Source organism: Marinomonas rhizomae (assembly GCF_024397855.1).
GTDB lineage: Bacteria > Pseudomonadota > Gammaproteobacteria > Pseudomonadales > Marinomonadaceae > Marinomonas > Marinomonas rhizomae_A.
Genome location: NZ_CP073343.1, coordinates 3515284 through 3530856, shown reverse-complemented (window position 1 = coordinate 3530856; position 15573 = coordinate 3515284). Strand labels below are relative to the sequence as shown.

General features: G+C 43.5%; 12 protein-coding genes. 2 read left to right on the top strand and 10 right to left on the bottom strand.

What is annotated here, in order from left to right; all coding sequences use genetic code 11:
- Nucleotides 1–58: 58 nt before the first annotated feature.
- The 6 genes from phnE (KDW99_RS16660) to KDW99_RS16635 all read right to left on the bottom strand — a co-directional run bounded on the left by phnE (KDW99_RS16660) (nt 59) and on the right by KDW99_RS16635 (nt 7073).
- Entirely contained in the window at nt 59–856 is a 798-nt protein-coding gene (gene phnE, locus KDW99_RS16660; protein ID WP_255826297.1) for a phosphonate ABC transporter, permease protein PhnE, read from the bottom strand.
- A 21-nt stretch (nt 857–877) separates the two neighbouring features.
- Nucleotides 878–1672: a phosphonate ABC transporter, permease protein PhnE gene (gene phnE / locus KDW99_RS16655; protein WP_255826296.1), complete on the bottom strand. Its 795-nt coding sequence runs from the start codon at nt 1670–1672 to the stop codon at nt 878–880.
- Nucleotides 1660–2445 carry a phosphonate ABC transporter ATP-binding protein gene (gene phnC, locus KDW99_RS16650; RefSeq protein WP_205113596.1) on the bottom strand — a complete coding sequence of 262 codons (786 nt, stop codon included), beginning with the start codon at nt 2443–2445 and terminating at the stop codon, nt 1660–1662. Before phnC ends, phnE (KDW99_RS16655) begins: the two co-directional genes overlap by 13 nt.
- A gap of 105 nt (nt 2446–2550) precedes the next feature.
- Nucleotides 2551–3594, bottom strand: coding sequence for a phosphate/phosphite/phosphonate ABC transporter substrate-binding protein (gene phnD, locus KDW99_RS16645; protein ID WP_255826295.1), 1044 nt, complete (start codon nt 3592–3594; stop codon nt 2551–2553).
- A gap of 218 nt (nt 3595–3812) precedes the next feature.
- Entirely contained in the window at nt 3813–5180 is a 1368-nt protein-coding gene (locus KDW99_RS16640) for a sigma-54-dependent transcriptional regulator (protein WP_205113598.1), read from the bottom strand.
- Nucleotides 5181–7073 carry an ATP-binding protein gene (locus tag KDW99_RS16635; protein WP_255826294.1) on the bottom strand — a complete coding sequence of 631 codons (1893 nt, stop codon included), beginning with the start codon at nt 7071–7073 and terminating at the stop codon, nt 5181–5183.
- A 247-nt stretch (nt 7074–7320) separates the two neighbouring features.
- On the opposite strand from KDW99_RS16635, the gene KDW99_RS16630 reads away from it, so the two are divergent.
- Both KDW99_RS16630 and KDW99_RS16625 read left to right on the top strand, forming a co-directional pair.
- Nucleotides 7321–7896: a nitroreductase family protein gene (locus tag KDW99_RS16630; protein ID WP_255826293.1), complete on the top strand. Its 576-nt coding sequence runs from the start codon at nt 7321–7323 to the stop codon at nt 7894–7896.
- Between the two features lies 1 nt (nt 7897).
- Entirely contained in the window at nt 7898–8587 is a 690-nt protein-coding gene (locus KDW99_RS16625; protein WP_255826292.1) for a 4'-phosphopantetheinyl transferase family protein, read from the top strand.
- 84 nt (nt 8588–8671) lie between these two features.
- On the opposite strand, the gene KDW99_RS16620 is transcribed toward KDW99_RS16625, so the two are convergent.
- The 4 genes from KDW99_RS16620 to KDW99_RS16605 all read right to left on the bottom strand — a co-directional run bounded on the left by KDW99_RS16620 (nt 8672) and on the right by KDW99_RS16605 (nt 15557).
- Complete coding sequence (locus KDW99_RS16620; protein WP_255826291.1) at nt 8672–10906, bottom strand: TonB-dependent siderophore receptor; 2235 nt, start codon at nt 10904–10906, stop codon at nt 8672–8674.
- Between the two features lie 36 nt (nt 10907–10942).
- On the bottom strand, nt 10943–12598 hold the full coding sequence (locus KDW99_RS16615; RefSeq protein WP_255826290.1) for a multidrug ABC transporter permease/ATP-binding protein: 1656 nt from the start codon (nt 12596–12598) through the stop codon (nt 10943–10945).
- A gap of 89 nt (nt 12599–12687) precedes the next feature.
- Nucleotides 12688–14664 carry a Fe(3+)-hydroxamate ABC transporter permease FhuB gene (gene fhuB, locus KDW99_RS16610; RefSeq protein ID WP_255826289.1) on the bottom strand — a complete coding sequence of 659 codons (1977 nt, stop codon included), beginning with the start codon at nt 14662–14664 and terminating at the stop codon, nt 12688–12690.
- Nucleotides 14664–15557, bottom strand: coding sequence for an ABC transporter substrate-binding protein (locus KDW99_RS16605; RefSeq protein ID WP_255826288.1), 894 nt, complete (start codon nt 15555–15557; stop codon nt 14664–14666). The genes fhuB and KDW99_RS16605 overlap by 1 nt, the downstream gene beginning before the upstream one ends.
- Nucleotides 15558–15573: the final 16 nt, after the last annotated feature.

The following is a 15573-nucleotide window of genomic DNA, read 5'->3' as shown; positions in this document are numbered from 1 at the left end:
ATGAAAAGGAGCCGACTTAGGCTCCTTTTTTGTGCAAAAAACTTCTTACAGAAGAGTGTTAAAGTAAGCGTTTACGAATATTTACCACAACAATTTCAGCCAATATGACGATGACAAAAATAGCCAAAAGAGACATAGCAACTCTATCCCATTGAAATAAGTTCATTGAATCATCCAGCACCACGCCGATACCGCCAGCTCCTACCAAACCTAAGACAGCAGACTCTCGGACATTAATATCCCAGCGAAATAGTACGATACTAAAGAAAGCCGGTAACACTTGAGGCCAGTAACCCTTAAGTAAAATAGACATCCAAGAAGCGCCCGTGGCTTTTAATGCTTCGATAGACCCCATATTTACTTCTTCGATGGCTTCGCCAAGTAACTTGCCGACAAAGCCGATAGAGCGAAAGGCAATGGCTAAAACGCCAGCAATAACGCCTGGACCGAAGATAGAGACAAAAAGCAGTGCCCAAACTAATGAATTAACTGATCGAGAAGACACTAGAAAAAACCGAGATATCCAGTGACACCAAGCTGAATTAACAATGTTGCTGGCATTCATCAAGGCTAATGGAATAGCAAAAATCAATGTGATGAGAGTGCCTAGCGTCGCGATATTGAGTGTCTCTATCATGGCGTCATGAACAGCGACCGGGTAGTAAGCAAAGTCTATTGGCCACATGCGGGTAAACATGTCCGCCATTTGTTCAGGTGCATCTAATAGAAATTCAGGAATGACCTCTACAGACTGAATAGACTGTACAAAGGCTATAACGAGTACTAAATAAACGGCATAGCGTGACAGTTTTTGCTTAAGCGTGAAACGTTGCCAGTGATGATCTATTGTGTTCATAAAATTAGCTCCTAGGTCAAACTAGCGGAAAATGCGTCGAACAATGTTGGATAGGAATTCACCAAACATGATAAGAGCGATAATGACGATAAGGATGGCCGCGACAAAGTCATAGTCGAAACGCTGGAAGGCAGAAAAAAGTGTGCCGCCTAAACCGCCAGCACCGACAATTCCCACCATGGTTGAGTTACGTAAGTTAGAGTCGAGTTGATAGGTGGAAAAACCGATAAAGCGAGAAAACACCTGTGGCATGACAGAAAATAAAATAATACTAGTAAAACCTGCGCCAGTAGCTCGAATGGCTTCCACTTGTTTAAGTGATATTTCTTCAATCGCTTCTGCAAAGAGCTTGGCAATAAAGCCGATTGAGGCCACCACAAGGGTAAGAATCCCTGCCAAAGCGCCAAATCCCACACTTTTAACAAACAAGATCGCAATGATCACTGGATGAAAGGTACGACAAAGTGCAATTAGCGTTCTTACTGGTGTACTGACCCAGCTTGGCATCATATTGCGAGCTGCAAACAGCCCTAAAAATAATGAAATGAAAATACCGCAAATACTGGAAATGATAGCAATTTCAAGGCTCTCTATCAGTCCGCTCATTAGCAATGACCAGCGACTAAAGTTAGGTGGCACCATGCGCCCTAATAAGTTGCTTGCGTGTCCTAAGCCATCGTTAAAGCGTTCCCAGCTTAGGCCCATAGCGTTAAAAGAGTACAGCACATAACAAATGACCAGTAGCCAAGTTGCGGTGACAAACCAATTTTGTTTAAACGGGTTTTCTCTATTTTGGGGAGTGTTTATACCAGCCATGATTCACCCCCATAAATTTGTTTTAGGTGTTCATCAGTAATACCTTCTGGAGGTCCGTCGTAAACCACAACACCGTTGCTCATACCTATCATGCGCTTGGCAAAACGGCTGGCCAGTTTTACATCATGAATATTGACCAGAGCAGGAATGTTTTTTTCTGCTGAGAAGCGCTCTAGCAGCTCCATGATTTCTACGGCGGTTTTTGGATCGAGAGAAGAGGTTGGCTCATCAGCTAAGAGGATTTTAGGGTTTTGCATAACCGCTCTAGCGATGCCAACGCGCTGTCGTTGGCCGCCAGACAAGCTATCTGCGCGTTTGCTAGCATGTTCTGTTAAGCCAACAGCGTCTAATAATTCAAAGGCCGTATTAATGTCTTCTTGGCTGAACTTTCTTCGCCAAGCATGCCATGCAGACATGTAACCGAGTCGACCTGTTAGAACATTTTCAATGACGGTTAATCGTTCAACAAGATTGTATTCTTGGAATACCATGCCGACTTGACGGCGCAGTTTACGTAGTTGGGCTCCTTTGGCTAAACACAAATCGGCTTCATCAAATAAAATTTGTCCATCTGTTGGATCGATTAAGCGGTTGATGCAGCGAAGTAGTGTGCTTTTGCCTGTTCCAGAAGGTCCTATGATGGCAATGATGCCAGGTTCTGTGATGCTAATATCTATCCCTTTTAAAATGGGATTTCCAGCGGTGTATTCTTTTTTTAAGTTTCGAATTTCTAAAAAGTTTGAACGCTCAGCTGTGTTTTGAGTAACAGACATGATGATTTCCTACAGGCGAATAGGTCCAATAGCCTGAATTATCAGGCTATTGGAGTCCTTATAAATAAGTCTTTTAAATTAAGTTAAACGAGTAGAATTAATCGTTTATTGGCTTTTAGTTGCAGCTTCTTTTTTACGTTTAGCTGCTGCGGCTTTAGCAGCATCAGCTTCAGCAAGTTGCTTAAGTCCTGCTTTGGTGTAAGCGGTACCAGACGAATGAGCAATGTCGCGGATAACTTGCCAATCTTCTTTGTATGTCACAGGAAAGAAGCGATCTGCACCACCGAAGGTTTTTTGCATCTCTGGCGGAAAGCGGAAGGTGAAGAAGGCTTTTTTGATTTTCTCAACCAGTTCAGGATTGAGGTCATAAGCGTAACCGAAGGATGAGGTTGGGAAGCGAGGACTGGTATAAATAATACGGAAGTCATCTTTGCTCACGCGTTTTGCATCAACCATACGTTTGAAAACATCTGAGGCGACAGGCGCAGCATCATAGTCTCCTGATAATACACCCATAATAGATTGATCATGCTTGCCTGAATATTTCACTTCATAATCTTTATCTGGTGTTAGTCCTAATGCTGGGAAGATGGCGCGAGGCGCTAAGTTGCCAGAGTTTGAAGATGCAGACGTATGAGCAACCACTTTGCCTTTTAGGTCTGTCATTTTCGTCATGTTGCTGTCTTTGCGAACAATGGTGATCAGGTTGTAGCCTTGGAAAGATTCCTCTGTGCCTTTGACAGCGATTGGCACTAAGCCGCCTAGGTTTACAGCGTAGCCGGTTGGGCCTGTAGAAAAGCCTGCTATGTGTAATCTGCCAGATCGTAACGCTTCTACTTCGGCAGCATTGGAATGAACCGTGTAATACACCACTTTTTTGCCAGTCACTTCACTGAGATATTTTTGGAAATCACTGAAAGCGTCTTTATAAACCGCAGGGTCTTCCACAGGAGTGTAGGTGAATACTAAGGTGCTTGGATCTCTCCACTGGCTTGAATCTTTTGGTAGATCGGCAACAAGGTCGTAGTTTTCGTCGCAGAACTTATCGTCCAGAACGCCACGGTAGCTGCAATCATCGGCTAGGGCGGAGCTGGCACCGAATAGTAAAGAACTAGAGAGCACTAAACCTGTTAATAATTTAATAGGCATTATTTTTTCCTCGTGATGTATTTTTTTATTGTTATCACCGGTCGGGAGGTTCCGTTGTCGGAGATGGATCAATCCTTCACACATGAAGGATTGATCCAGATAGAGCAAGGCTAATGCCAATAGTTTTAAATCCTTTTAAAACAGTGGCTTATGAATTTCCTTTAGGTGAGGATAGGATCTTTGGGACGCTTTAGTCTCATTGGAAAATGTCAAATGGGTCATTCCTGTCCTTCGTCTTCTAGTATTTTAAACTGCTGTTTTTCTAGTTGGTGTTTCTTCATTTTACGGTAGAGCGTTTTACGAGACATATCTAATAGTTCGGCCGCTTCATTTAATAGGCCGTTTGTGGCTCTGAGCCCTTCTTCTATTATGTGGCGCTCGAATTGGTCCATACGTTCTTCATAGCTGCCGTTTATGTCATCATCCCGTTTAATCGATGCGAGAGAGGTTTCGCTTATCCCGAGTACAAACCTATCCGCTGAGTTTTTTAATTCACGGACATTGCCTGGCCACTGGTGCTGAATTAAATAATCCAGATAGGCTGGTGTGATGCTTGGTAGGTCTCTGGAAAAATGATCTGCCGCTTTTCGGGCATAGTGATGAAATAACGGTAAAATGTCTTCTGGTCTATCTCTAAGCGGTGGAATGGTCAGGCTGGCAACATTGAGACGGTAAAATAGATCTTTACGAAATTTGCCTTCATCACCCAGTTGAGCGAGATTGTCTTTGCTGGCTGCAATAACCGTGAGTTCGACCGGAATTGGCATGGTGCTGCCGACTCGCTCAATGGTGCGCTCTTGTAATACACGCAGTAGTTTTATTTGAACCGGTAGTGGCATGGTTTCTATCTCGTCCAGAAACAGTGTGCCGCCATTGGCTGCTTCAATTTTGCCGATATGACGCTTATTAGCTCCTGTGAACGAGCCTGCTTCATGCCCAAAAAGCTCGCTTTCAATCAGGCTTTCGCTGATGCCGCCACAGTTAATCGCAATGAATCGTCCATTGTTACGAAGACTGAACTGGTGAAGAGCTCTGGCGACCACGTCTTTGCCGCAGCCTGTTTCACCATAGATAATAGTGTCAATGTTTGCCTGCGCCAGAGAGGATATATGTTGGCGAATATTCTTGATTGCCGCAGACTCGCCAATAATAAAGGCTGCTAAGCCTGTTTGTTGAGCGAGATTTTGTTTTAGTTTCCGGTTCTCTAGCACTAAATGTCTTTTTTCTGCAGCACGTTGCAGCTTGCTTATCAGTTGGGCTGGTTGTAATGGTTTTTCAAGAAAGTCGTAAGCGCCTTCTTTCATCGCTTCTATAGCCATTGGGATGTCGCCATGACCGCTCATGAGCAAGACCGGCAATTCATTGTCTAGTTGTTGAAGGCGAGTCAGTAAACTCATGCCGTCCATTTGGGGCATTCTGACATCGCTAAGCACGACCGCGGCGCTATTTTTATCAAGTAGATTAATGGCTTTGTCTGCTCTGAAATAGCTTTCTATCAGGAAGCCTTCAAGCTCGAGCATTTCGGTTAATGCTTCGATGATGGTTTGATCATCGTCGATAATGATTATTTTTATTGTATTAAGCATTTATTTTTCTGCCTTTGTTAATTCCAAGGTAAATCGGCTGCCGGCTTCTGGTGTGGATGTCACTCTTATTTGGCCGCCAAAATCTTGAACTATGTTGTAGCTAATCGATAAGCCTAAACCGAGCCCTTGGCCAACTTCTTTTTGAGTGAAAAATGGATCGAAAATTTGTTCTAACTGACTCTCATCTATGCCAATTCCAGTGTCACAAACGTCAATCATTATCCTTTCGTCTTGTTCATATACTCTGATAGAGAGCTGTTTCACTGGAGCACTTGATAGGGCGTCAACGCCATTGCTTATTAGATTCACCATGACTTGTTCTAGCCTGATTGGCTCGGCAAGAACATAGAGTGACGCTGAGTTTGTTTGATAATCTAGTGTGCAATGTTGGTCGACGATCTGGCTCGACATGAGCTCGATGGCGTCTTGGATTACTGTGTCTAAACAGATGGGAGTCAATTCAGTGCCTGCAACGCGAGCAAAGGCTTTAAGGTGTTTGGTTATCCGAGTGATTTTGGTAAGCAATAAGCCAATTTTGTCTAAGCTATTTCGCGCTTTGTCCACTTGATCTTTTTCCATGTGTCGCCCAGCTGTGTGTAAGTGGCTGGCGATGGCGGTTAATGGCTGGTTGATTTCATGGGTGATACCAACGCCAAGCTGACCTAATGCCGCGAGTTTTCCTGCTTGTACCAGCTCGTTCTGAGCCGCTTTTAGCTGCGCTTCTGCCGCGACTCTTTCTTCTATTTCTGCGGCAAGAACTTGGTTGGTTTTTTCTACTTCTATGGCCGTTTTCTGGAAGTATTGTAAGTCTCTAGCCATGCTGGAGACTTCATCGTGTCCCACAATGCGTATTTTCGTATCCAGTTGAGAGCTTGCAATGGCACGCATATTTCTTTGTAGTTCGATGATGCGCTGCAACACATTGCGTCGAACATAAAACCAAGAGATAGCACAAGCAATGCTTAGGCTGATGAGAGACAGTAATAGAATATCGCGAATGCTGTTGTTGATGGATTTGATAGCACCTTCAAGAGAGCCTCGAATACTGGTGTTGGTGTAATTTGTATATTGATTGATTTGGGCTGCTAGCTGTTGGATATGTTGTTGGCTATTTTCCAATAGAAAACTTTGTTGATAAAGCAAGTCTAACTCTTCATTTTTAAGTTGGAAAAGTTCGCCTTGTCGAGAGCTCATGATTAATAAGTCGAGTAACGATTGGCGCAATGGTAGAGGCACCTGTGGCAGCAGGGTGAGGTATTGGGCAATCTCTGAACCTAATTTTTCAAGTCGTAAAAAGGTGTAATCTAGTTCATTAAAAGAGGCATCATTGCTGACTTTTTCTATTAATGCGGAGAAATAGTAAAGGCGATTAATGACTTGCTCTAATTCTGCAGAGCCTTCCAATTGACCCACTTGAAAAATAAGATCTTGAAATAAAGGGAAAATCAGCAATGACTGTGTTGCCAGCTCGCGTCTTATAACTTCGCGACGTTCAACACTTTGATTTAAGAGCGTTAGACTGTTTTGAATTTGGGCCATCAGTTCAAGAAAATATCGGTTGTAGTCTGGTAGATTGCGCATGAGAGCATCCATTTCATTAATGGCAACTCTCAATTCGTTCATGGTTTTTTCTCTAGAGATAGAGGCATCGCTGGTCACGAGCATCGGTGCAGTCGCGACGATTTGGCGGCTTTTATCGTTTAATCGAGCCGCAGCATCTAGCCCCGGAATGTCCTGATATTTCAATAAAAGAAGGCGATCACTGAGTTGTAAATACGTATTTGTCGCCAAGCCGCTGGCAACAATGGTGATGGAAGAAATTAAGACGAAAGCCAAAAAAAGCCTGCCGCCAATGCCTATATTGCGAAGCCGTAAAAAAGTGGGAATTCCCATCTGTATTTGTCCTATTGTTTTTATTATCAAGCAACCTAATGAAAAATCAGTGCCAACTTTGATTGGCACTGATTGCTAGGTTTGAGCTTATATTGAGGACAAAAATGTCCCATAACAAGCTTTTACTCTGTTTTGTTTTTAACTTTCGTTTTTAGGAATCAATCTCATCTTAGCGTGTTATTATTTATGTATTTTATCGTGATAGGTTTGCATGGTGTTGAAACGCTTTATAAAAGGAAAATGAAAGATGGATGCTATTGATGCATTAATGACACGTCGCTCTTATGCGCGAGGCAGTCTTTTACAGCCTGCGCCAAATAGAGAGGAATTAGCACAGATTTTACAGACTGCTATGACGGTTCCTGATCATGGCAATTTAAAGCCGTGGCGATTTGTGGTGATTCAGGGACAAGGCATGAAAGATTTAGAGGGACTGCTTCGTACTATTTACGATGGTGAAGTGGAAAATGAAGTCTACTTTCAGCGTTTTATTGAAGAGATCATTAATACGCCAATGATGATTTGTGTTTATACCGCTATAAATCAAGATACGAGTGTTTCGGTATTAGATCAGCAGTTGGCGGGGGCAGCGGCGTGTGAGCATATATTGTTGGCTGCTCACGCAATGGGCTTTGGCGGGATTTGGCATACTCAAGAAACGGATGACGCGCTTCGTCAGGTAATGGGTATGGATGAAAAAGACCAAGTGCTTGGGATTATATCCTTGGGAACGCCAAAGCGTACTTCTCGAGCTAAGCGAAAGTCCTTTGTAGATTATACTTTTGAATGGAATCAAGAAAGTGGCTTACAGCCTTGGGAATAGCATGACATTGACGATCGCATTTAGTGAAAACGCTTTCCCTGTAGATAGCATGCTTGATGACAGCGAAAAGAAACGTGCCTCAATGTTTCGCTTTGAACACTTACGTGAGCAATATGCTTTTGCACATGCTTTTAAACGACGGACTTTGAGTCATTACTTTCCATTCAAAAACGCATCTGAATGGTATTTTGATCAAACTCCATTTGGTAAGCCTTTTGTTGAAGAATGTATTGCCTTTAACCTTAGTCACAGTGGTAATTCTGTTGCGGTTGCTCTTGTTGAATCCACTGATAAAAGTGTTATCGGCGTGGACATTGAGTGCTTTCGGGAAATGGCGGATCTTGAGTCAATGATTGAAATGGTCTGTCACCCAGATGAGATACAGCAACTTGACCGTTGTCTTGATCGAAGCAAAAGCTTTTTTACGTTGTGGACGGCGAAGGAAGCACTGCTCAAAGCTTGTGGAAGCGGTTTGATAGACGACTTGAATAGTATTAATTGTCTGCCAAGCTTATTAAGCGATTTGTCTTATTCATTGCATTGGCAGGGCCGGCAATATGGTCTAAAAAGCTTTTCTTTTGACTGGGGCGTGATTACTGTCGCTTGGTCTGAAAGCCTATTTATATCGACTATTAGACTCGATGATTGGACTTCTGGAGTGCCTGAATCCTCTCATTTACACCTTAAGTGAATCGATAAAAAAGAGCCTAGTATCGTTTAATACTAGGCTCTTAGATTTGGAATACTCTTTTAAGCTAAAAGAGTATTGGCACGATTACCAGTCGTAAGTCACGCTGGCCATGATGTTGCGGCTATCACCGTAGTAGCAGAACCCACTACAGGTAGCGATGTATTCCTTATCGAGTAGGTTTTTTGCGACTAATTGGAACTTATAATTATCTACTCGGTAGCTTGCCATGGCATCGACAAGGGCATAAGACGGTACTTTGTTGGTTTCTGTATTGTCTGCATAGGTTTCACCGATATAGCGCACGCCAGCCCCCACTTTTAAGCCATCTAGTATGCCGTCGATAAAGCGGTAGTTACTCCAGACAGAAGCCAGCTTACTGGCGATTTGAGCCGGTGTTTTGCCGACATTTGCGCTATTGGTGTCTTCGGTAACTTCCGAGTCTACATAGCTCAATGTGCCGACTAACGTGACAGCTCTGTTTAGATTAGCAACCGCTTCAAATTCAATGCCTCGGTTACGCACTTCCCCTATCTGTCGGAAGCTGGCTGTACCGCTGTCACCGCTCTTTAGATTTTCTTTGGTTACTTGATAAGCTGCTATGCCAAATTGCCCATCAAAGCTTTGTGGTTTGAATTTTATACCCACTTCGTAGCTGTCTGATTTTTCTGGTTTTGCTGGATTGTTGTCTGCATCCAAAGCAAGAACCGGGTTAAAAGATTGCGCGTAATTGGCATAAGGCACCAGACCGTTATCCAGCTGATAAGATGCGCCTAGGTTTCCTGTCCACTGGTGGAGGTCTATGTCCGTTTTTGTATTGGTAGACGTATTGTTCGTTTCGTTGCTGGTGTCATCATAACGAGCGCCCGCAATGACAGTGAACTTGTCTGTGATGTTGGCTTTGTCTTGAAGGTAGAAACCTAACTGGCGATTTTTGGTCTTTGTGGTTTGCAGATCGGCATCTGTCATGGTTGCTAATGTAGTAGGGTTTAGCAAAACAATGTTGTTGCTATAGCTTGGGTTATAGATATTAAAATTAGGGTTCCCAGCAACGGTACCGATACCTGGTACGGCTAGGGGGGTGTTGCCATCTGCAGTAATCGGGTCTGATGCATAGTCTTTATTATTAATATCGATACTCTGATAATCAATACCTGCTAGCAAGGTGTGTTTTGCAGCGCCAGTATTAAATTTATAGATAAAACGGTTATCAATATTGAAGGCATCAGAATCGCCATCTGCGGTAGAAGCGGCTCTAACAATGTTACTTCTTGCTCCTGTTGGATCAAGCAAAGGCCCAACTTGATTAACATCAGCTGAATATTGGCCAAAGTACATTTGACGCAGGTTAATATCCATATGGCTAAAACGCGCAGACTGCTGGAAGCTTAAGCTGTCATTGAACGCGTGCTCTAGCTCATAGCCTACAGAAGTTTGCTCGCGTTGAAAGGTTTCCCAGTCAGCATTTCCTAAGGCGGTATCATAACCAATTTTACCATTTGGGTTAGATGTTAAGGTGCCTTCCATCGGTAAAAATTGCAGGTAGGGATCCGAGTCGTCTTTTTGATAACTTGCAAGCACGGTTAGCTTAGTATCATCGCTGATTTTCCAGGCTAAAGAGGGGGCAAGTAGTGTGCGGTTCGCTTCTACACTGTCGACCTTGGTGCCATTCTCACGGGTAACTGCCACCATGCGAAACGCTAGTTTATCGTTGATGGCTTTGTTCACATCAAGATTGATTTCTTTGCGATCGTAGGAGCCTACCGTGCCTGTTACGGAACCAAAGTCCTCTTCAAGTTGAGCGCGTTTACTGATGACATTAACCACGCCGCCAGGTGGCGTTTGACCATTCAGTGTGGAAGCTGGTCCACGTAAGACTTCGATACGTTCCAACATAAAAGGGTCAATTTGCCAGCTATAAAAGCCAGATGAATAAAGGCGTGTGCCGTCTTGGTATAAACCGTTATTTGCTTGTTTAAATCCACGAATCACAAACCAGTCTTGTTTGTTGTCTTCACCATAGAAGTTGGTCTGAATGCTTGGCGTATATTGCAAGGCATCAGAGATACTGATCGGTGCGCGATCATCCATTTGTTCGCGAGTTACAACGGAAACGGCGCGAGGAATCTTGGTGATTTTTTCGTCTGTTTTTGTCGCCGTTTGGGCAACGTTGCTTACATAGTTGAAGTTATTGGTAGTAGAACTTTGTTCTGTATCACCTTCTATAACAAGTGTTCCCATTTCTTCTGCATGAGCCGTGTTGATTGATAGCGCCAAAGCAATAGCAAATGACAGTGGGGTCAGGGTAAAGCGCGGTTTCATGTCTTTTCCTTTTTTTATATGTTGAGGGTTACATTTCTAAGAAATGATCTGTGAAAAAATGGTGTTGTTTTGCTGTGGTTCAGAAACGCTGAGCTCGGTTAGGGAGCCTAAGTCCATTTTGAAAATTCGATCAGCAGAATCGAAATACTTGTCATCATGGGTAATTGCGATGACAGTGACACCACGTTCTTTTAATCGTGGTAGGAGTGATCGGTAGAATATTTTTCTAAATCTTGGATCTTGATCGGCCGCCCATTCATCAAGAAGAATACAGCCGCGCTGCTCCATGACCGCCATGAGCAATGCGAGTCGTTTACGTTGTCCTTGAGAGTAGCGAGTGTCTGATAAATGTCCTTTTTTATGTGAGACTTTATGGGACATTTCTAGATGACCTAACCATTCATCAATTTCTGCGTCGTCGATATTCTCACCATGGCCATTGGCGATCTGGCGAAAAAGATAATAATCACTAAAAACAGCGGAAAATTGCAGACGATATATTGGCCATTGCTCGGCTAGGACCGGAGCATTGTTAATAAGTATTTCGCCAGAATGAGGGCGATAGAGGCCAGTCAATAACCGAGCGAAGGTTGATTTCCCGCTGCCATTTCCGCCAATAATGAAGATTGTTTGTCCTTGCTGGACAGAAAAATTGATGGGACCAACTTGAAATGGTTTGTCTGTTGAATCTGTTTGATATTGATAAGTGACCTGTTTCAGACTGAGTGTTTTGAATGGGGCTAATGTTCTTTGTTGTGGAGTAAACCCAGCGTTATTGTCCAGAGCCAAGGATTCTAGTTTTTTGATTGAAACATTCGCTGTCACCAAGGTTGGTAAGGAAGCTATTGCCGTCATTAAAGGGGCGCGCATGAACAGAATAACGAGGGCAAAAGAAGAGGCGACTTCGAAACTGGCCCAGTTAAAGCTCAGAGCCGCATAATAATTTAAGCCAACGAGCGCTAAAATTAAGGTGTTTGCCATATTAGCGCCAAAGCCATTATAGGTATCAGCTTGCGTTATCTGATTTCGATAGTGTTGTGCATTCGGGGAAAACTCTTCTTCGAAGTAGCGCTTTGCTTTATGTGGGTTGAGTGCCAGCTCTTTGCGGCCATCAATAATGGCTTGATAATCTTTGTACAGTTTATCGTCATAGTCACGTACTTGTTTGATATGAAATGTAATTTTCCCGACGAGGCTAAAGCCAATTAAGGCGGTAAGAGAAAGTATCAGTAAGCTGATTGCAAATAGCGGAAGTGATAAAAAAGCTAGGTAAGCCATTGCTGCTATGGTAAGTACAACGCCGTAAATAAGCTGGGGCAGATGGACAAACCCCACAGTGACATTGCGAATGTCAGTGCTCAATGATGCGAGCAGGCGAGCGCTACCAATATTGTCGATTTGCTCAATATCAGTATTGATCAATTGCTTGATGAGTTGGCAGCGTTTCAAATAGACAAACTGATGACCAAGCTTATGTAGTGACACTTGAGCCCACGTTGCTATGGTTAGCAATACCACTAAGAGTAATAAAAACTGCCACATGACAGTCGATGTTAGGTTAGCCGCATCTAATAATTTGTATTGGATAAATGCGATGACGCCTAGAGTAAGTAAAGCGCTGGCTACACTAAATAACACGACAAGAAAGAGTGCCTTAAATTGGTTATTGGCGAGTTGACGAAAGAGGTTCATAACAACTCTGTAAAATTAGTGTTTTCGATTTGCATTATTATTCTCATTTGCTTTGTGTATTGTCACTCATTTTAAATAAGTAAGATGGCTTAGAGTCGTCGTAGCCCCCACATTAAATACAGTCCGCCTATTATAGAGGCGACCATTCCAGCCGGAATTTCTTGTGGATATAACCATTGGCGGCCAAGCCAATCTGATAAAAGCATGAGAAAGCCCCCGACTAAAGCGGCAGCGATAAGGTGCTCTTTAGCACGGCTGAAGCCAAATAGACGCGCCAAATGAGGCGCCATTAAACCAACAAAACTCAGTGGTCCAACGACTAGTGTTGCAGCGACGGTTAAGCAAGCGGCCAAAAACAATAGAATTAATCGAGATGAAGCTGTTCGTATACCCAAAGCGCTAGCCGTTGCTTGACCTAACGGTAAGATGTCTAACCATTTGGAAAATACAAAAGCAACGCAGGTAAGTAGCACTGTAATAATCAGCAGAGGCAATAAAGTGTCTACTGTTACGTAATAGGTAGAACCGGAAAGCCAAGCAAGGAATTCATAACTGCGAGGGTCTCCACCCGCTAAAATTAAGCTTTGTATGGCATTCATCAGTGCGGTAATAGCAACACCAGTTAAGAGCACTCGTTCCGGTTGAAAACCAGACTTTCTGTTTAAAAGTATAATCAGAAGCATGGTGGCCAATGCGCCTAATAAGCCGCCAATATAAAGCCCTGTTGTGCTGGTGGCTAAGCCTGCATAAAGCGTCACTATCAGGCCGATTGCTGTACCTGAGCTGATGCCTATCACTTCTGGGCTTGCCATCGGGTTTCCGCTGAGTCGCTGAATAATGGTCCCTGCAACGGCAAGCATAGTTCCGGCTAGTAATGCTGTTATTAGTCGTGGCAGTCGCCACTCCAACATCGACCAGTCGCCATTGAGCACTAGCCATTGCCAACCATCACTTTGTATTGAGACGCTGGAAAAAATAAATAAGCCAATAATAAGAACGCAACAAGCCCATAAGATGGCGGATTTGTGTAGTCTTTTAACTTGGTTAACGTGCCTGGTTAATACCGTTTCTACTTGAGTTTGGCTGCGTATTGAGAGTTTTGGAAGGAGCCATAACATCAACGGGGCGCCAAGTGCTGCTGTGGCCGCCCCTGTTTGGATAACCATTGCCATTATTCCGGGTAGTTGCTGTACTAGTAAATCCGCTAGGGTGAGTAATAGTGCGCCAATAATCATGGAAGTGATCAGTTTAGGAACGAGTCGATGAATGCCTACTAACCGTGTTATAGCGGGAGCGGCGAGACCAATAAAGCCAATGACACCAACACTTGCAACGACCCAAGAAGTAAGCAACACCGCTAAGCCAAGGCAAACAAAACGTAGTTTAGCCAAGGATACGCCTAAGCTTTTTGCGCCTGATTCAGTTAATCCTAATAGGCTCAATGGTTTAAGAAAAATAAAGGCAACAATAACGGCGGCTATAATTCTGGGGAATAAATAGCTGACATTGTCCCAGCCTGTCTGTACTAAAGAGCCAGCCCCCCAAATCATCAAGCCTGATAATTTTTCTTGGTTCAGCATTAGCAAAACGGTGCTGAAAGCACTGAAGTATAAATTGATCACCAATCCAGATATTACGACGATGGTTGGCGATAGGGCTCTGCGCCAAGATAGAGCAAACACTAACCCCATGGTAATTAAGCCACCGGCTAAAGCCACTAAGCTATGAGACAGTTCAATAAGCCAAGGGGCATAAATTGTTGCTAGCATTAGGCTGAAGCTAGCACCGCTGGCAACACCTAGTGTCGAGGGGGAGGCGATTGGGTTGCGAAGAACTTGCTGCATTAATACGCCAGCAACAGCAAGCGCTGCACCACATAAAAGCGTTGTAAATAAGCGCGGCCACCAAGTTAGGGAGAGTGTGACCGATGTATTTGATTGCCAATTCGTCTCAAACAGACTGAATATGTTTTGAGTAAGGTTTCCCGTGATCGACAATTGCCAGCCCATTAAAAGCAAAACTAAGGCGGCCAATAGAGTAATAAGTCCTATCGGAAATAGACGCATTATTTTGCCTCCTTAGTAAGCTTATTTGTCAGTAAGGTAGCAAATCTAACTGTTGATGGTATGGCGCCAAAACTCCATACGGGTGAGATCTTTAAAACGGGGTTGCCTGTTTGCTTCACTAAGTATTGCCAGAATTGGTCATTCTGCAGGTGTTGCTCTACACCTGCTGGAAGAGGGTCGATAATAACAAGTTGCCCTTTAATGTTGTTCAGCTTGTCTATACCAACTAAAGAAAATCCCCAGGCGTTGGTTTTACCAAGCCAGGCACTGTCTAGACCAATTTCATTGGCAGCGACTTTATACATACTGTTGTCACCGAATACCCGAACATGCCGCGCATCCATAAATTGAATCATGATGAGCTTTGGTGTATTCGGCGGAATTTTTTGTGCTAATTGGGCAAGCTTTGTTTCTGATTGGGTGATTAATTTCTCAGCTGCTTTGTCTGTTTTTGTTTGTGATGCCATTGTGCGCGTGAAGTCTTTGAGCGCTTGCCATGAAATGTTGCTTTTTTTATAGAGAGCAATGTTTGTGACTGGCGCAATACGCGATAGTTGAGATTCGAGAGACTGGAACATGGGTGATATAAAAATACGATCTGGCTTTAATTCAGATAAACGCTCTAGATTTGGCTGTGTTCTTAAGCCAAGGTCGAAGGTGTCTGATGGGATTACTGGTGCTTTTACCCATGAGTTATAGTCAATCACTTGTGCCGCGGCAATTGGATTAACCCCAAGTGCTAATAAGGTTTCGGTTTGTGTCCAATCAATGGTCGCCACTTTTAGTGATGATGCGGATAGATGGTGTGTTGATTTTTGTTCTTGTGCCGCCATCGCAATAGCATTAGTGGTACTGGCAATAAGCACTATTAGATAGGAAAGGTAAGATTTCATAGCAACTACCTGATTA